The following is a 16,928-nucleotide window of genomic DNA, read 5'->3' as shown; positions in this document are numbered from 1 at the left end:
TTCATGCCGACTAAGACTTTTGGCTAAGATTCGTGTATCTGATGGAAGGGAAAGTGGCCGAGCGGGCGCGCAGCAAACAATGACGCCCCGGACTTGGCCGGGGCGTGCTAGGGGGGCGTGCTGGCTGGTTTAGAGCGCGAGCGGCTCGGTCGAAGCCGGCTCGCCACCCTGCGGCAGGGTGCCGCCTGCATCCGGCTCGGAGCGGGGAGCGGTTTGTGGCTGGGTCTCCGGCAAATCGTCCATGGGGCTGGCGCCTTCGACGGGGGGGCCGACATCATCCTGGGTACGGAGCTGGATATCCTCGGAGAAGTCGCCTTCCTGCTGGACGTTGACCAGCCGATCGCCGTCGAAGGTCAGCGTCACTCGACGCTGCTGGACGCCGCCATAGGCCTCGTCGAGCCGGAAGATGTAGTCCCACTGGTTGGCGTCGAAGGGCGCTTCCAGCAGCGGGCGCCCCAGGACTCCCACGACCTGGTCGCGGTTCATGCCGGGCTGCAGCTGTTCGACCATGCCCTCGGTAATGTAATTACCCTGGGCCAGGTCGCGCTTGTACACACAGCCGCTGACCAGGGTCAGGGCGAGGATAAGAGTGGCGGTCTTGATCAGCTTTTGCATTTGGGTCCGTTCTTCACTATCGTGGATTCGGTCGATCATACCCGACCCTACCTGATACTGCGAAGAGCGAACATGGCCGACCAGAACCATGAACTGCGCAAGGCGGGCCTCAAGGTCACCTTGCCCCGCGTGAAGATCCTGCAGATCCTCGAGAATGCCACGGGTCAGCACCACCTGAGCGCCGAGGATGTGTACAAGTCACTGCTGGATGCCGGCGAAGACGTGGGCCTGGCCACCGTCTATCGTGTGCTGACCCAGTTCGAGTCGGCGGGCTTGGTGACTCGCCACAATTTCGATGGCGGCCACGCCGTGTTCGAGATCTCCCAGGAAGAGCACCATGACCATATGGTGTGCCTGGACAGCGGTGAAATCATCGAGTTCTTCGACGAGACCATCGAGCGGCGCCAGCAGGAGATCGCCGAGGAGCATGGCTTTGAGCTCGTCGATCACGCCCTGGTGCTCTACGTGCGCCCTCGCGGTTCCGCCTGATACGCCGCTAGGGCCCGCCGATTCCAGACCCGACAGCGACCCCGCTCCGCAAGGTGCGGGGTCGCTGTCGTCTGTGGCGGAGGGTGGCCATTAGAGGGGGTGCTTGAGTGGTGTGCGCTTAGTGGTGTGCGCTCTGCTGGCTGGCGTCGAGCATCTCCCTGGCGTGGGCCAGGGTGCGGTCGGATAGGTTCACCCCGCCCAGCATGCGAGCCAGCTCGCTGACCCGCCCGGCCTCGTCGAGTAGCGCCATGCGAGTCTGCGTGGTGTTGCGCCGGGCCTGCTTCTCGATATGCAGGTGGTGGTGGGCCTGGGCGGCCACCTGGGGCAGGTGGGTCACGGTCATTACCTGTCCGTCGGTGCCGAGCCGCCGCAGCAACTGGCCGACGATCTCGGCGGTGGCGCCGGAGACGCCGACATCCACCTCGTCGAATATCAGGCTGGGAATGGTCGAGTGGCGAGCCGCCACCACCTGGATCGCCAGGCTGATGCGCGACAGCTCGCCGCCGGAGGCCACCTTGGAGAGCGGGCGAGGCGGCTGGCCGGGGTTGGCGCTGATCAGGAAGCGGATGCCCTCCAGGCCATCGGCGGCCGGCACCTCGCGGGCTTCCACTTCAACCTCGAAGCGTGCCTTGCCCATGGCCAGGAAGGCCAACTGCTCCTGGACCGCCTTGCCGAACCGGGTGGCCGCCCGCTGTCTCGCCTCGCTGACGCTGCGGGCCTGCTGGCGCCAGGAATCGCGCAGGGCCTCCACCTCGGCGCGCAGCGCCTCCAGGTCGTGTTCGCCTCCCTCCAGGCCTTCCAGCTCCGCCTGCTGTCGCCGGTGCAGGCTGGGCAGCTCTTCCGGCATGACGTGATGCTTGCGGGCGATGCGGTGGACTTCGCTCAGCCGCGACTCGACCCAGGCCAGCTGCTCCGGGTCCAGCTCGGTGGTATCGACGAAGCGGTGGAGCTCCCGCGCCGCCTCCTCGATCTGGATACGTGCCTCGCCCAGCATGCTCAGCGCCTCGGCCAGGCCGCCCTGGGCGTGGCCAGGCAGCACGCCGAGGCGGCTGCTCGCCTGGTGCAATAGCGATAGCGCGCCGCCCTCGTCGCTGTCACAGCAGTCGGCGGCGAACTGGGCCTCGCGAATGGTCTCCTCGGCATGGGCGAGCTGCTCCTGCTCGCGCTCCAGGGTCGCCAGCTCGTCGTCCCCCAGGGCCAGGGCGTCCAGCTCTTCGACCTGATAGCGCAGCAGCTGCCGCCGGGCCTGCACTTCGTCGCCGCTCTCGGCCAGCCGCTTGAGCCGGCGGCGGGCGGCCTGCCAGCTGCGGAAGGTCTCGGCCAGCTCGGTCACCGCCGTGCGCTGGCCGGCGAAGTCGTCGAGCAGGCGCAGGTGAGTCTCCTCCCGCAACAGCGCCTGATGGGCGTGCTGGCCGTGAATCTCCACCAGGTGCTCGCCCAGGGCCTTGAGGTCGACGATGGTCGCCGGCTGACCGTTGATCCATGCCTTGGAGCGGCCGGCCGCGGTCACCACGCGGCGCAGCAGGCAATCGTCGGCGGGCAGTTCGCGTTCCGTGAGCCAGGCGCGGGCGGCCGGCAGTGCGGCGATATCGAAGCGGGCGCTGAGGTCGGCACGCTCGCAACCGTGGCGAATGCTGCCGGCATCGGCGCGTTCGCCCAGGCACAGCCCCAGGGCGCCGAGCAGGATCGACTTGCCGGCCCCGGTCTCGCCGGTAATGGCGGTCATGCCGCCGGCAAGCTCCAGGTCGAGGCGTTCGACGATGGCATAGTCTCGAATGGCAAGCTGAGTCAGCATCTTTCCCTCCCGGCGCCTTGGCTCTCGACTGCTCGTTGAGACAGTTCATTGCAGACAGTTCATTGCAGATGGCTCGTCACGACAGCTGGTCTGAGCAGCAGGCTGGATATTCATACACCTTTAGTGAGTTTTTATACAGTAGACCACCGGCTCTCTCAATGCACATGTCAATTCCTTGGGTGTTTTTTCTTGAGATTTTCGTCGTGGCCCCCATATAGGCGGCAGATTGCGATGCTATCGCCAACCCGAATCATGTTCGGCCCGCGGGGCCGATTCACCGTTTCAGGAGATGTTCATGGCTAAAGAACCCCAGACCCCGCTGGACGACGAGCTGGCAAGGCGCGAGGAAGAGGCCGAACCGCAGCCCGTGGAGGGTGAGCTCGAAGGCGAGGCCATCGAGGCGGCCGACGAGGCCGAGGCGCTGGCCGAGCAGGCCGAAGCGGGCGACAACCCCGAGGCCGAGATGCTGGCCGCCCAGGTCGCGGAGCTCGAGGAGAGCCTGGCCGAGGCCAAGGACCAGGTGTTGCGCACGGCAGCCGAGGCGCAGAACGTGCGTCGTCGCGCCGAGCAGGAGGCCGAGAAGGCGCGCAAGTTCGCCCTCGAGCGCTTCGTCAAGGAGCTGCTGCCGGTGGTCGACAGCCTGGAGAAGGCGCTGGAGGCCATGGGCGAGGACGCCAGCGAGGCCCACCGCGAGGGCGTGGCCATGACCCTGAAGATGCAGCACGACGTGCTGGGCAAGTTCGGCGTAGAGGCGGTCGACCCGCAGGGCGAGCCCTTCGACCCCCAGTACCACGAGGCCATGGCCATGGTGCCCAACCCCGAGCTCGAGCCCAACAGCGTGATGGAAGTGATGCAGAAGGGCTACGTGCTCAACGGACGCCTGGTGCGCCCGGCCATGGTGGTGGTCAGCCAGGCTGCCGGTTGAGTTAGCACATCGGAAACGGGGGCAGGACTTGAAAAAGCAGACACTGCCCCCCAGATAGACGACAACCCCGCGGCAAGCGCCGCAGAGACGAATTCAAGCAACGACTTTTCGAGGATTTCCTATGGGACGCATCATCGGTATTGACCTGGGGACCACCAACTCCTGTGTGGCCGTGCTCGACGGCGACAGCGCCAAGGTGATCGAGAACGCCGAAGGTACTCGCACCACGCCTTCCATCATCGCCTACACCGATGATGGCGAGATCCTGGTGGGGCAGTCGGCCAAGCGCCAGGCGGTCACCAACCCCGAGAATACCCTGTACGCCATCAAGCGCCTGATCGGCCGTCGCTTCAAGGACGACGTCGTCCAGAAGGACATCAAGATGGTGCCCTACGGCATCGTCGAGGCCGACAACGGCGACGCCTGGGTGGAAGTGAAGGGCAAGAAGCTGGCACCGCCGCAGGTCAGCGCCGAAGTGCTGAAGAAGATGAAGAAGACCGCGGAAGACTACCTGGGTGAGGAAGTCACCGAGGCGGTCATCACCGTGCCGGCCTACTTCAACGACAGCCAGCGCCAGGCCACCAAGGATGCCGGCCGCATCGCCGGCCTCGAGGTCAAGCGCATCATCAACGAGCCCACGGCGGCGGCGCTGGCCTACGGCATGGACAAGTCGCGTGGCGACAAGACCATCGCGGTCTACGACCTGGGCGGCGGTACCTTCGATATCTCCATCATCGAAGTGGCCGACGTCGACGGCGAGACCCAGTTCGAGGTGCTGGCCACCAACGGCGACACCTTCCTGGGTGGCGAAGACTTCGACATGCACCTGATCAACTACCTGGTGGATCAGTTCAAGTCCGACAGCGGTATCGACCTCTCCGGTGACAACCTGGCCATGCAGCGCCTCAAGGAAGCCGCCGAGAAGGCCAAGATCGAGCTCTCCAGCGCCCAGCAGACCGACGTCAACCTGCCCTACATCACCGCTGACAACACCGGTCCCAAGCACCTCAACGTCAAGGTGACCCGGGCCAAGCTCGAGTCGCTGGTAGAAGATCTGGTGCAGCGCTCCATGGGCCCGTGCAAGACCGCCCTGGCCGATGCCGGCCTGTCCGCTTCCGAGATCGACGACGTGATCCTGGTCGGCGGTCAGACCCGCATGCCCATGGTGCAGAAGAAGGTCGCCGACTTCTTCGGCAAGGAAGCCCGCAAGGACGTCAACCCGGACGAGGCCGTGGCTGTTGGCGCGGCGATCCAGGGCGGCGTACTGGGCGGCGACGTCAAGGACGTGCTGCTGCTCGACGTCACCCCGCTGACGCTCGGCATCGAGACCCTGGGCGGCGTGATGACCCCGCTGATCGAGAAGAACACCACCATCCCGACCAAGAAGACCCAGACCTTCTCGACCGCGGATGACAACCAGACCGCCGTGACCATCCACGTGCTGCAGGGTGAGCGCAAGCAGGCGGGCGGCAACAAGTCGCTGGGCCGCTTCGACCTGGCCGATATTCCGCCGGCGCCGCGTGGCGTGCCGCAGATCGAGGTCGCCTTCGACCTGGACGCCAACGGCATCCTCAACGTGTCCGCCAAGGACAAGGCCACCGGCAAGGAGCAGTCGATCGTGATCAAGGCCTCCAGCGGCTTGACCGACGACGAGATCGAGCAGATGGTGCGCGACGCCGAGGCCCATGCCGACGAGGACAAGAAGTTCGAGGAGCTGGTGGCGCTGCGCAACCAGGCCGACGGCATGGTCCACGCCTCGCGCAAGACCCTGGAAGAGGCCGGCGACAAGGCCAGCGACGAAGAGAAGCAGGCCATCGAGACCGCCATCGGCGACCTGGAAGAGGCGCTGAAGGGCGACGACAAGGACGACATCCAGGCCAAGCTGGACAAGCTGACCGAAGCCTCCGGCAACCTGGCCCAGAAGATGTACGCCGAGCAGGCCGAGGCAGCCCAGCAGGGCGGTGGTGACGGCGGCGAAGATGCCGGCAAGCCGGACGAGGACGTGGTCGACGCCGAGTACGAAGAAGTCAACGACGACCAGAAGAAGCCGTAATCGTCGAAGGTATGCCACGGCCGACGGCAGCGCGGGGGGATGACTCCCGCGTTGCCGTTTCCGCGGATCAGGCGATAACTGCCTAGACCAGGAGGCGCATGGACCCATGTCCAAACGCGATTATTACGAAGTGCTCGGCGTCGAGCGCGGGGCCGACACGAAAGATATCAAGAAGGCCTACCGACGCCTGGCACAGAAATACCATCCGGACCGCAATCCGGATGACGAAAGCTCGGCCGAGCGGTTTCGGGAAGTCTCCGAAGCCTACGAGATCCTGAGCGACGGCGAGAAGCGTGCCGCCTACGACCAGTTCGGCCATGCCGGCGTCGACGGCCAGGCCGGCGGCTTCGGTGCCGGTGGTTTCGGCGGCGGCGCGGGAGCCGGCGGCTTCAGCGATATCTTCGGCGACGTGTTCGGCGACATCTTCGGCGGTGGCGGCGGCCGGCGCAGCCCCCATGCGCCGCAGCGGGGCAGCGACCTGCGCTACAACCTGGAGCTGGACCTGGAGAGCGCGGTTTCCGGCACCACCGTCGATATCCGCGTGCCGCGCCACGTGGAGTGCGACCGCTGCGACGGCCAAGGTGCCGAGCCGGGCTCCAGCAAGGAGACCTGCCCCACCTGTAACGGCCACGGCCAGGTGCGCATGCAGCAGGGCTTCTTCGCCGTGCAGCAGACCTGCCCCACCTGCCACGGCAGCGGCGTGCACATCAAGGTGCCCTGCCACAAGTGCCACGGCGAAGGCCGCGTGCGCGAGACCCGCACCCTGTCGGTGAAGATCCCGGCCGGCGTGGATACCGGCGATCGCATCCGGCTCAACGGCGAGGGTGAGTCCGGCGTCAACGGCGGGCCCCCGGGCGATCTCTACGTGCAGGTGGCGATCAAGCCGCACCATATCTTCCAGCGCGACGGCAAGCACCTGCACTGCGACGTGCCGATCAACTTCATCGACGCCGCCCTCGGCGGCGAGCTGGAAGTGCCGACGCTGGACGGCCGGGTGAAGCTCAAGATCCCCGCCGAGACCCAGACCGGCCGGCTGTTCCGCCTGCGCGGCAAGGGCGTCAAGCCGGTACGCGGCGGCCCTCCCGGCGACCTGCTGTGCAAGGTGGTGGTCGAGACACCGGTCAACCTCAACGATGAGCAGAAGGACCTGCTGCGCCAGCTCCAGGAGAGCCTGGGGGGCACCAACAGCGCCCACCACTCGCCCAAGAAGAGCGGCTTCTTCGACGGCGTGAAGAAGTTCTTCGAGGACATGAAGCCGTAAGGCTTCCGGCTACAGCTCGGCAGACCAGGCCCCGGCCTCCGCAAGGAGCCGGGGTCTTGTTTTTCCAGCAGGCTCATCGAGTGGGGGCGTCGAGTCGATGCTCCATTTTGTGGAACACTGCGTTCGCCAGGCTCGGGGCTGGCATTGCCTACCCGGATCGTCCTAGTCTAGGCGTTCAATCGAAAACGAATGGAGGTCGTCATGCCGATGTCGCGAACGGAGATCGCTACCGAGTCAGCTGCGAAGCTGATGAACCGGCTGTGCAAGCACTGGGCGCACAAGCTGGAGGTGGAGCAGGGCGAGACCGAGAGCCGGGTGGTCTTCGAGGAGGGCTCCTGCCTGATGCAGGCCGAGCCGGGCAAGCTGGTGGTGGCCCTCGAGGCGCTGGAAGAGGAGAGCCTCGATCGCCTGGAGGGCGTGCTGGATGCCCACCTTCAGCGCATGGCGGGTGATGAGGAGCTGGTCATCGTCTGGGAAAATTGAACGTCCCGGTGTCGCCCCGGGCCGCCCACCTGGGCATGCTGCTGTGGGCGGTGCTGGTGGGGCTGTCGTTTCCCGCCGTCGAGCTGATGAGCCAGCTACCGCCGCTGTCGCTGACCGCGCTGCGCTTCGCCATCGCCTGCGCGGGGCTCTGGTGGCTGGCGCGTCGTGCGGCCGATTTCCTGCCCTCCTGGCGGCTACTGCCCCTCTACAGCCTGATGGGCCTCTGCCTGGCCGGCTTCTTCGGCGCCATGTTCTGGGCGGCGCATCATGCCACGGCGCTCTCCATGTCGACGCTCTACGTCACCGTGCCGCTGCTGGCCTTCCTGCTGGGGCTGGGCTTTCGCGTCGAACGGCTGACCTGGCAGCTGCCGGCGATCCTTGCGCTGGGCGCCATGGGGGCGCTGGGGCTGGCCGTTGCCGAGTCGATGGGGCATGGCGAAGGGCTCCAGTTCGGCATCGGCGAGGCGGTGTTCTTCCTCGGCTGTGTCTCCTCGGCACTCTACCCGGTGCTGAGCAAGTGGGGGCTCGGCCATGGCTGGCTGCCGGAAGCGGCCTCGGTGCGCACCTTCTGGAGCCTGGGAATGGGCGGGGTATGGATCGGCCTGCTGGGGCTGGTCATCGAGCCCGCCGCCGAGCTCATGTCGATGCGCTGGCAGGATCTGCTGCTGGTGACCTACCTGGGGCTCTTCTCCAGTGCCCTGACCTTCTGGCTGATGCAGCGCGCCACCTCGGCGTTGACCCCCGGTGCCGTCACCGCCTACGGCTACCTGGTGCCCTTCGTCTCCATGTTGCTGCTGTTCGTCACCGTACCCGAGCAGATCGGCTGGCAGTGGCTGCCGGGCAGTGCCCTGGTGCTTGCCGCCATCGGCATGCTGTTGCGCCAGAATGGCCCGCGCGACACTGGCTAGTCGCCGTCTTCCTCGCCTTCGTCCCACGGCCCAGGCTCGCTGCCGGGAGTGGCGGCCAGGCGCGGGAAGTGCCGGCGAATCTCTTTGTAGAGCTCGCCCACGTCGTCGACGTGACGGCGCGAAAAGTGAAATGGCACCAACTGGCCAACCTCGGCTGCGGCGGCGATCTCGCCGCAGGCGCGGGCGGTCAGGTGGCCGGTGCGTTGGGCCTGTTCTCGCTGCTCCTCACGGAACGAGGCCTCGCAGAACAGTACCCCGGCGCCGCGGGCAAGGCGCAGCAGGCGCTCGCGATTATCGGGCGTGTCGCCGAAGTCGGTGGCATAGACCAGGCGCTGGCCCGGCTGCGAGAACAATAGCTGTTCGGCAAGCTCGGGGGCCGGGCGGCGGCTACCATCGGGCAGGACGATTTCGCTCTCATCGTCGCTGGTCAGTACGCGCTGCTTGAGTTCGCCGAGCCACGGGCCGGGCGACCAGCCGTGCGCTTCCAGGCGCTCCTTGCGTACCTTGACCTGCACGTCCGGCTCGTAAGCGAAGGCCAGCACCGGCGTGCCGTGGTCCAGCGTGACGGCGCGCACGCGAAACCCTGGCTCCGCGTGGAGCACGCCATCTTCGACGTCCCTGGGGGAGAGCGCCTTCATCGACTGGCCGGCTGCCAGGCGATAGTGGGCCAGGCGCTCGCCGTGCAGCTCGTAGACCTCGAAGCGGGGCGCCTTTTCCTCGACCCGATCCCACAGTATGCCTCGCATCAACCCGTCCAGGTGGCCGGCGAGCCCGGGTGGCCCATACATCCGGCACGGTGGATAGTCGCCAATGCGCGAGCGCAGCAGCCACAGGAAGCCGCCGATGTGGTCGAAGTGGGCGTGGCTGATGAAGACATCGCTGACCTGGTGGGCCAGCCGTGCCGGCAGCCGGCCGGGGTCGCCCAGGTCGAACAGCAGACTGCGCTTGCGATGACGCAGGCGCAGATGCAGTAGCGGGTCGCCGAACACGCCGTTGACCAGGGTCGCGCGTACCCCATCGAGGCGCAGAGTCGGCCGCGGGCCGTCGACGGCTTCCTGTAAAGGCAGCCTCAAGGATGGCTCGTCGGGTGTTGCTGGGTAAGAGGCACGATAGGGGCGCGCCGTGCCGAGATGGCCCTCGGGGTAGCGCATGGCGTCACGTATCACCAGGGTGCGCGGGGTGTCGCCCAGTGGCGGAGTCAGCAACTTGAGCCGTTTACCTTCCAGCGCAAGCAATTCACCCATGGCCAGGGTGCGGCCGGTAGCGTCGAGCAGGCCGACCTGGCGCCTGTGCCAGGCGGCGGCGACGTCGTGCGGTGGCGGTGTGCCGACGATGGCCAGGCCGACAAGATCGATTTCCTGAGCAGTGGCAGCGGCCAAATAGGTGTCCCATGCCTCGGTACGCCGCTGGGTGCGAAGCTGGCGCCCCGGATGGCGCGCCAGCGGGGCGGCAGACAACCCCAGCGTTTCCAGGCCCAGCGCCATGCGTTCCGGCGCGTAAGGATCGGGCTCGTTTCCCGGCGCCAGCCGCACCAAGGCACTGGCGTGGCTGGCGCTGACGAGTGCTGCAAGCAGCTCGGCGCCGCCGATGCCGCGTTCCACACCCGGCGTATCGACGATCAGCAGGCCGGTCTCGACGCGCCCGGCCAGCCGGCGTACCGCCTCGGCCAGCGGCAGGCGGAAGCGCGCGCTGTCCAGGGAGGCCAGTGCCTCGATGGCCTCCAGGTGCCAGTCGCCGCCTACGCCAAGCTGCGGGTCCCAGCGCCCAAGGCACACGGCGCCGGGTGGGCCGAAGCCGGGTAGTCCGGGGTCGGCGCTGAGGCAATGACACACCTCGCCGCGCTCGACCAGGCGGGCGGCCACGGACCGGGCAAGGGTCGTCTTGCCGCTGCCGGACGGGCCGGTCAGCAGTATGCAGGGGTGGCGGCGCAGCAGGTCGAGCAGGGCGGTTTCATTGGCGGAGCCGGGCGGTATCGGGGTCGGCATGGTGTTCCTTGCATCGTATCGTCATGTCCAGTGTGGGCGATCCTGCCGCCGCTACCCAAGCATCGGTCCAGGCGGGGCATGCTCTGGTATACTCCCTGTCATCTTCAACTTACCGATTTCGCAGGAGTCCGCATGACCCGTATCGCCATCGTCGGCGTCGCCGGCCGCATGGGCCGCACCCTGGTCAACGCCGTGCAGCAGGATGCCGGAGCCACCCTGGCCGGCGGTATCGTCGAGCCGGGCAGTTCGCTGGCCGGTGCCGATATCGGCGAGCTGGCGGGCGTCGGCAGGCTGGGGGTGACGGCGGTGGACTCCCTCGAGGCCATCGTCGATGAATTCGACGTGCTGATCGACTTCACCAGCCCGCAGGTGACGCTGGCCAACCTGGCGTTCTGCGCCAAGCACGGCAAGCGGATCGTCATCGGCACCACCGGGCTCTCCGACGAGGAGCTGGCCGCGCTCGACGCCTACCGTGACAGGCTCCCGCTGGTCTTCGCGCCCAACATGAGCGTCGGGGTCAACCTGACGCTGAAGCTGCTGGAAACTGCGGCCCGGGCACTGGGCGACGAGGGCTACGACATCGAGGTGATCGAGGCGCACCATCGCCACAAGGTGGATTCCCCCTCGGGCACCGCGCTGAAGATGGGCGAGGTGGTGGCCGAGAGCCTCGGCCGCACGCTCAAGGAGCACGGCGTCTTCGCCCGCGAGGGCCAGTGCGGGCCGCGCACGGACAAGGAAATCGGCTTCGCCACGGTGCGTGCCGGGGATATCGTCGGCGAGCACACGGTGATGTTCGCCACCGAGGGCGAGCGCATCGAGATCACCCACAAGGCGTCGAGCCGCATGACCTTCGCCAAGGGTGCGGTACGCGCGGCGCGCTGGGTGGCCGACCGGCCCAATGGGCGGTATGACATGCAGGATGTGTTGGGGCTCTGAGTTGCCTCGGGGCTTTCCCGAGGGCAGGCCTGCGAGGAGGCGCTGTGAACCCATCCTTGGGCGCTACCGATGCCATCCATGGCATCGGACCTCCTCTCCAGCCTGCCCTCGGCGACCCTGAGGTGCGGCGGCATACAACACTTTTGGGGCAGTAAGGGGTGGTCGAAGTGAGGAGAATCCTGTAATATCCCCAAAATTTTGGCCGGGCGCCTGAAAATAGCAGTCACCACTGCGCGCTTGTTGCGTTTGCCAGCCCCCGAAGAATATGACAACAAGCGGGATGAAACCGGTTCTTTTATCGGCTTCGTCCCGCTTTTTTACGAGCCGAATCTGTCGCAGCGACGATAGCCGCGGAGCCTGCGCCCCTCAGGCTCCCACAGCATGGGAGGACCTTGTCTTGAACAGCCCCGCATTGAACAAACCCGCGATACTGGCCCTGGAAGATGGCAGTCTCTTTCACGGCACGGCCATCGGTGCCGATGGACAGACCAGCGGTGAGGTGGTGTTCAATACGGCCATGACCGGCTATCAGGAAATCCTCACCGATCCCTCCTATACCCGGCAGATCGTCACCCTCACCTATCCCCACATCGGCAATACCGGCGTCAACGCCGAGGATGTGGAGTCCGGCGCCATCGCCGCGGCGGGCCTGGTGATCCGCGACCTGCCGCTGATCGCCAGCAATTTCCGCTCCGAACAGTCGCTCTCCGACTACCTGAAGAGCCAGAACGTGCTGGGCATCGCCGATATCGATACCCGGCGGTTGACCCGCATCCTGCGCGACAAGGGCGCCCAGAACGGGGCGATCCTGGCCGGCGACCTGGCCTCCGGCGAAGACGCCGTCGAGCGCGCCCTGGCGGCGGCCCGGGAGTTTCCCGGCCTCAAGGGCATGGACCTGGCCAAGGTGGTTTCCTGCCAGGCTCCCTACGAGTGGACCGAGGGCGAATGGACCCTGGGCGAAGGCTATGCCGATACCGCCGCCTCCGAGGGAAGAGCCGAGCGGCCCTTCCACGTGGTCGCCTACGACTACGGGGTGAAGCGCAACATCCTGCGCATGCTGGCCAGCCGCGGCTGCCGCCTGACCGTGGTGCCGGCCCAGACCCCCGCCGCCGAGGTGCTGGCCATGAACCCGGACGGTGTCTTCCTGGCCAACGGCCCCGGTGACCCCGAGCCCTGCGACTACGCCATCAAGGCGATCGGCGAGATCCTCGAGACCGATATCCCGGTATTCGGCATCTGCCTGGGCCATCAGCTGCTGGCGCTGGCCAGCGGAGCGAAGACGGTGAAGATGGGGCTCGGCCACCATGGCGCCAACCATCCGGTGCAGGACCTCGACACCGGCCATGTGATGATCACCAGCCAGAACCACGGCTTCGCCGCCGAGGAGTCGACCCTGCCGGCCAACCTGCGTGCCACCCACCGTTCGCTGTTCGACGGTTCGCTGCAGGGCATCGAGCGCACCGACCGCCCGGCCTTCAGCTTCCAGGGCCACCCCGAGGCGAGCCCCGGCCCCAAGGACGTGTCGCCGCTGTTCGACCGTTTCGTCGCCATGATGAAGGAGCGCCTCGCCACGCGCTGAATGAATCTGCCCGGTCAGGCCCCAGGGCCCCGCCGGGCATCGAACGCTTCAGCGGACTCTGCGAGAGCCGCCTCACTCGTTAGCCATCAATTTTCGCGGGAACCGTCATGCCCAAACGTACCGACATACAGAGCATCCTCATCATCGGCGCCGGCCCCATCGTCATCGGCCAGGCGTGCGAGTTCGACTATTCCGGCGCCCAGGCCTGCAAGGCGCTGCGCGAGGAGGGCTACCGGGTCATCCTGGTCAACTCCAACCCGGCCACCATCATGACCGACCCGGCCATGGCCGATGCCACCTATATCGAGCCGATCACCTGGCAGACGGTGGAGAAGATCATCGCCGCCGAGCGCCCCGATGCCCTGCTGCCGACCATGGGTGGCCAGACGGCGCTCAACTGTGCGCTGCAGCTCGACGAGCACGGTGTGCTCGAGAAGTATGGCGTGGAGATGATCGGTGCCAACGCCGACGCCATCAACAAGGCCGAGGACCGCGACCTCTTCGACAAGGCGATGAAGAACATCGGCCTGGCGTGCCCCAAGGCCAAGGTGGCGCACTCCATGGCAGAGGCCTGGGAGATCCAGGCCGAGCTGGGCTTTCCCACCATCATCCGCCCCTCCTACACCATGGGCGGCTCCGGCGGTGGCGTGGCCTACAACAAGGAGGAGTTCGAGGAGATCTGCACCCGCGGCTTCGAGCTCTCCAACAACCATGAGCTGCTGATCGACGAGTCGTTGCTGGGGTGGAAGGAGTACGAGATGGAGGTCGTTCGGGACAAGAACGACAACTGCATCATCGTCTGCGCCATCGAGAACTTCGACCCCATGGGCGTGCACACCGGTGACTCCATCACCGTGGCCCCGGCCCAGACGCTGACCGACAAGGAATACCAGATCATGCGCGACGCATCGCTTGCGGTGCTGCGCGAGATCGGCGTCGAGACCGGCGGCTCCAACGTGCAGTTCGGCGTCGACCCCAGGACCGGGCGCATGGTGATCATCGAGATGAACCCGCGGGTGTCGCGCTCCTCGGCGCTGGCCTCCAAGGCCACCGGCTTCCCGATCGCCAAGATCGCCGCCAAGCTGGCCGTCGGCTATACTCTGGACGAGCTGCAGAACGACATCACCGGCGGGCGCACCCCGGCCTCCTTCGAGCCGGCCATCGATTATGTCGTCACCAAGATTCCGCGCTTCACCTTCGAGAAGTTCCCCCAGGCCAACGACCGCCTGACCACGCAGATGAAGTCGGTGGGCGAGGTCATGGCCATCGGTCGCACCTTCCAGGAGTCGCTGCAGAAGGCACTGCGTGGCCTGGAGACCGGCAATGACGGGCTCGATCCCAAGTTTCCTGAGTGCAAGGCCGGCGAGTTCACCGACGATGCCATGGCGCATATCAAGGGCGAGCTGCAGGCCGCCGGCGCCGAGCGCATCTTCTTCATCGCCGACGCCATGCGCGCCGGCATGAGTGTCGACGAGATCTTCACCCTGACCAATATCGATCCCTGGTTCCTGGTGCAGATCGAGGAGCTGGTTCGCATCGAGCAGGAGGTGAGCAAGCGTTCACTGTCCGACTTCACCCCCCGCGAGCTGTTCGGCCTCAAGCGCAAGGGCTTCAGTGATGCCCGCCTGGCGAGCCTGCTGGGCGTCGCCGAGAAGGAGTTCCGCAAGACCCGCCAGAAGGCCGGCATCCGCCCGGTCTACAAGCGGGTGGACACCTGTTCGGCGGAGTTCGTCTCGGACACCGCCTACATGTACTCCACCTACGAGGAGGAGTGCGAGGCCGAGGTTTCGGATCGCCAGAAGATCATGGTGCTGGGCGGCGGGCCCAACCGTATCGGCCAGGGCATCGAGTTCGACTACTGCTGCGTCCACGCCGCCTTCGCCATGCATGACGACGGCTATGAGACCATCATGGTCAACTGCAACCCGGAGACCGTCTCCACCGACTACGACACCTCCGACCGCCTCTACTTCGAGCCGGTGACCCTGGAGGACGTGCTGGAGATCGCCGACAAGGAGAAGCCGGTCGGGGTGATCGTGCAGTTCGGCGGCCAGACACCGCTCAAGCTGGCCCGTGAGCTCGAGGCCGCCGGGGTGCCGATCATCGGCACCACGCCTGACGCCATCGACCGTGCCGAGGACCGCGAGCGCTTCCAGCAGATGATCGAGAAGCTGGGCCTCAAGCAGCCGCCCAACGCCACCGCGCGCAGCTTCGACGAGGCCTTCGCCAAGGCCGAGGCGATCGGCTACCCGCTGGTGGTGCGCCCCAGCTACGTGCTGGGCGGCCGGGCCATGGAGATCGTCTACGACGCCTCCGAGCTCGAGAACTACATGACCCACGCGGTGAAGGTCTCCAACGACTCGCCGGTGCTGCTCGATCACTTCCTCAATGCCGCCATCGAGATCGATATCGACGCCGTCTCCGACGGCCACCAGGTGGTGATCGGCGGCATCATGCAGCACATCGAGCAGGCCGGCGTGCACTCCGGCGACTCCGCCTGCGCGCTGCCCCCCTACTCGCTGCCCGCCGAGGTGCAGGACGAGATGCGCGAGCAGGTCAAGAAGATGGCCGTGGAGCTCGGCGTGGTGGGCCTGATGAACGTGCAGCTTGCCTGGCAGGACGGCGAGATCTACGTCATCGAGGTCAACCCCCGCGCCTCGCGTACCGTGCCCTTCGTCTCCAAGTGCATCGGCATCTCCCTGGCGCAGATCGCCGCCCGCTGCATGGCCGGCAAGACCCTGGCCGAACAGGGCTTCGAGCGCGAGATCGTGCCGCACTTCTATAGCGTCAAGGAGGCGGTGTTCCCGTTCAACAAGTTCCCCGGTGTCGACCCCATCCTGTCGCCGGAGATGAAGTCCACCGGCGAGGTGATGGGCAGTGGCGATACCTTCGCCGAGGCCTTCTACAAGGCGCAGCTGGGCGCCGGCGAAGCGATTCCCGCCCTCACGGGGGAGCGCAAGGCGTTCCTCTCGGTGCGCGATCCGGACAAGTCGGGTGTTATCGAGGTGGCGCGTTCTCTGCTAGCATTAGGGTTCGGCCTGGTCGCCACTCGTGGCACCGCTGCGGCACTCGAAGCGGCAGGCCTCCCGTTCGACATCGTCAACAAGGTCTATGAAGGCCGGCCGCATATCGTCGATCTGCTCAAGAACGACGAAATCGCCTATATCGTCAATACCACCGAGGGCCGTCAGGCGATCAATGACTCCTCGGTGATCCGTCGTACCGCGCTCGCTCGCAAGGTGCCCTATGCCACGACCCTGGCAGGGGCCAGTGCCGTTTGCATGGCGCTCGAATATGGCGATGGCATTACGGTACGTCGGTTACAGGAACTGCATGCAGGAGCTACGCAATGAACAAGGTCCCCATGACCGTTGCCGGCGAGGCACGCCTGCGCAAGGAGCTGGAGTATCTCAAGGGCGAGGCGCGTCCCAAGGTGATCGCCGATATCGCCGATGCCCGCGAGCATGGCGATCTCAAGGAAAATGCCGAATACCACGCCGCCCGCGAGCAGCAGGGCTTCATCGAGGGACGCATCAAGGAGATCGAGAGCAAGCTCTCGGCGGCCCAGGTGATCGATGTCATGAAGCTGCCGCAGACCGGCAAGGTGATCTTCGGCGTCACCGTCGAGCTGATCAACCTCAACAATGACGAGACGGTGACCTACCAGATCGTTGGCGAGGACGAGGCCGAGATCAAGGCCGGCAAGATCTCGGTGACCTCACCCATTGCCCGTGCCCTGATCGGCAAGGAGGAGGGCGACGTGGTGGTGGTGAACACCCCGGGTGGCGAAGTGGAATACGAGATTGCCGGCGTCGAGCACCGCTGAGCCGGCGAAAAGCGAACAACCCCCGGCGACGCGGGTCGCGGGGGTTGTCAAGGGCTGCTGGTTGCAGCCCTGC

Annotated in this window: 13 protein-coding genes; 10 read left to right on the top strand and 3 right to left on the bottom strand. The window is 66.3% G+C overall.

The features are described 5' to 3' along the window. Positions 1-129: 129 nt before the first annotated feature. Positions 130-615, bottom strand: a complete 486-nt coding sequence (locus LY622_RS15640; RefSeq protein WP_234291746.1) for an outer membrane protein assembly factor BamE — start codon at positions 613-615, stop codon at positions 130-132. Between the two features lie 72 nt (positions 616-687). Here LY622_RS15640 and fur point away from each other — a divergent pair, with 72 nt between their 5' ends. Continuing rightward, entirely contained in the window at positions 688-1,104 is a 417-nt protein-coding gene (gene fur / locus LY622_RS15635) for a ferric iron uptake transcriptional regulator (RefSeq protein WP_234291745.1), read from the top strand. 118 nt (positions 1,105-1,222) lie between these two features. On the opposite strand, the gene recN is transcribed toward fur, so the two are convergent. Then, positions 1,223-2,899 carry a DNA repair protein RecN gene (gene recN / locus LY622_RS15630; protein ID WP_234291744.1) on the bottom strand — a complete coding sequence of 559 codons (1,677 nt, stop codon included), beginning with the start codon at positions 2,897-2,899 and terminating at the stop codon, positions 1,223-1,225. Between the two features lie 295 nt (positions 2,900-3,194). Between recN and grpE the strand changes: the two genes are divergently transcribed. The 5 genes from grpE (at position 3,195) to LY622_RS15605 (ending at position 8,529) form a co-directional block, all read left to right on the top strand. Beyond that, a complete protein-coding gene (gene grpE, locus LY622_RS15625; protein WP_234291743.1) occupies positions 3,195-3,824 on the top strand; it encodes a nucleotide exchange factor GrpE in 630 nt (209 codons plus the stop codon). 121 nt (positions 3,825-3,945) lie between these two features. After that, on the top strand, positions 3,946-5,877 hold the full coding sequence (gene dnaK / locus LY622_RS15620) for a molecular chaperone DnaK (protein ID WP_234279259.1): 1,932 nt from the start codon (positions 3,946-3,948) through the stop codon (positions 5,875-5,877). Positions 5,878-5,983: 106 nt separating this feature from the next. After that, on the top strand, positions 5,984-7,138 hold the full coding sequence (gene dnaJ / locus LY622_RS15615; RefSeq protein WP_234291742.1) for a molecular chaperone DnaJ: 1,155 nt from the start codon (positions 5,984-5,986) through the stop codon (positions 7,136-7,138). A gap of 201 nt (positions 7,139-7,339) precedes the next feature. Next, a complete protein-coding gene (locus LY622_RS15610; protein WP_234279257.1) occupies positions 7,340-7,621 on the top strand; it encodes a DUF2218 domain-containing protein in 282 nt (93 codons plus the stop codon). An 8-nt stretch (positions 7,622-7,629) separates the two neighbouring features. Beyond that, positions 7,630-8,529 (top strand): DMT family transporter, encoded by a 900-nt coding sequence (locus tag LY622_RS15605; protein WP_234291741.1) that lies wholly within the window; start codon positions 7,630-7,632, stop codon positions 8,527-8,529. Here the strand turns inward: LY622_RS15605 and LY622_RS15600 are convergent. Then, a complete protein-coding gene (locus LY622_RS15600; RefSeq protein WP_234291740.1) occupies positions 8,526-10,514 on the bottom strand; it encodes an MBL fold metallo-hydrolase in 1,989 nt (662 codons plus the stop codon). The two genes, LY622_RS15605 and LY622_RS15600, sit on opposite strands and share 4 nt — an antisense overlap. Positions 10,515-10,646: 132 nt before the next feature. Between LY622_RS15600 and dapB the strand changes: the two genes are divergently transcribed. The 4 genes from dapB to greA all read left to right on the top strand — a co-directional run bounded on the left by dapB (position 10,647) and on the right by greA (position 16,855). Next, the gene (gene dapB / locus LY622_RS15595) at positions 10,647-11,450 is read left to right on the top strand and encodes a 4-hydroxy-tetrahydrodipicolinate reductase (RefSeq protein ID WP_234291739.1); all 804 of its coding nucleotides are present in this window, start codon (positions 10,647-10,649) and stop codon (positions 11,448-11,450) included. A 412-nt stretch (positions 11,451-11,862) separates the two neighbouring features. After that, positions 11,863-13,029, top strand: coding sequence for a glutamine-hydrolyzing carbamoyl-phosphate synthase small subunit (carA, locus tag LY622_RS15590; protein ID WP_234279306.1), 1,167 nt, complete (start codon positions 11,863-11,865; stop codon positions 13,027-13,029). Positions 13,030-13,136: 107 nt separating this feature from the next. Continuing rightward, positions 13,137-16,382, top strand: a complete 3,246-nt coding sequence (gene carB, locus LY622_RS15585) for a carbamoyl-phosphate synthase large subunit (protein WP_234279251.1) — start codon at positions 13,137-13,139, stop codon at positions 16,380-16,382. Continuing rightward, a complete protein-coding gene (gene greA, locus LY622_RS15580; RefSeq protein WP_043514605.1) occupies positions 16,379-16,855 on the top strand; it encodes a transcription elongation factor GreA in 477 nt (158 codons plus the stop codon). The genes carB and greA overlap by 4 nt, the downstream gene beginning before the upstream one ends. Positions 16,856-16,928: the final 73 nt, after the last annotated feature.

This window comes from Halomonas alkalisoli (genome assembly GCF_021412585.1).
GTDB classification, from domain to species: Bacteria; Pseudomonadota; Gammaproteobacteria; order Pseudomonadales; family Halomonadaceae; genus Halomonas; species Halomonas alkalisoli.
Note: the sequence above shows the minus strand (reverse complement) of the source record. Positions and strands in the feature narration are given on the sequence as shown.

Excerpts from the sequence above, each read along its gene's own strand:
- LY622_RS15640 (WP_234291746.1), bottom strand. The coding sequence starts at position 615 with ATGCAAAAGCTGATCAAGACCGCCACTCTTATCCTCGCCCTGACCCTG.
- fur (WP_234291745.1), top strand. The coding sequence starts at position 688 with ATGGCCGACCAGAACCATGAACTGCGCAAGGCGGGCCTCAAGGTCACC.
- recN (WP_234291744.1), bottom strand. The coding sequence starts at position 2,899 with ATGCTGACTCAGCTTGCCATTCGAGACTATGCCATCGTCGAACGCCTC.
- grpE (WP_234291743.1), top strand. The coding sequence starts at position 3,195 with ATGGCTAAAGAACCCCAGACCCCGCTGGACGACGAGCTGGCAAGGCGC.
- dnaK (WP_234279259.1), top strand. The coding sequence starts at position 3,946 with ATGGGACGCATCATCGGTATTGACCTGGGGACCACCAACTCCTGTGTG.
- dnaJ (WP_234291742.1), top strand. The coding sequence starts at position 5,984 with ATGTCCAAACGCGATTATTACGAAGTGCTCGGCGTCGAGCGCGGGGCC.
- LY622_RS15610 (WP_234279257.1), top strand. The coding sequence starts at position 7,340 with ATGCCGATGTCGCGAACGGAGATCGCTACCGAGTCAGCTGCGAAGCTG.
- LY622_RS15600 (WP_234291740.1), bottom strand. The coding sequence starts at position 10,514 with ATGCCGACCCCGATACCGCCCGGCTCCGCCAATGAAACCGCCCTGCTC.
- dapB (WP_234291739.1), top strand. The coding sequence starts at position 10,647 with ATGACCCGTATCGCCATCGTCGGCGTCGCCGGCCGCATGGGCCGCACC.
- carB (WP_234279251.1), top strand. The coding sequence starts at position 13,137 with ATGCCCAAACGTACCGACATACAGAGCATCCTCATCATCGGCGCCGGC.
- greA (WP_043514605.1), top strand. The coding sequence starts at position 16,379 with ATGAACAAGGTCCCCATGACCGTTGCCGGCGAGGCACGCCTGCGCAAG.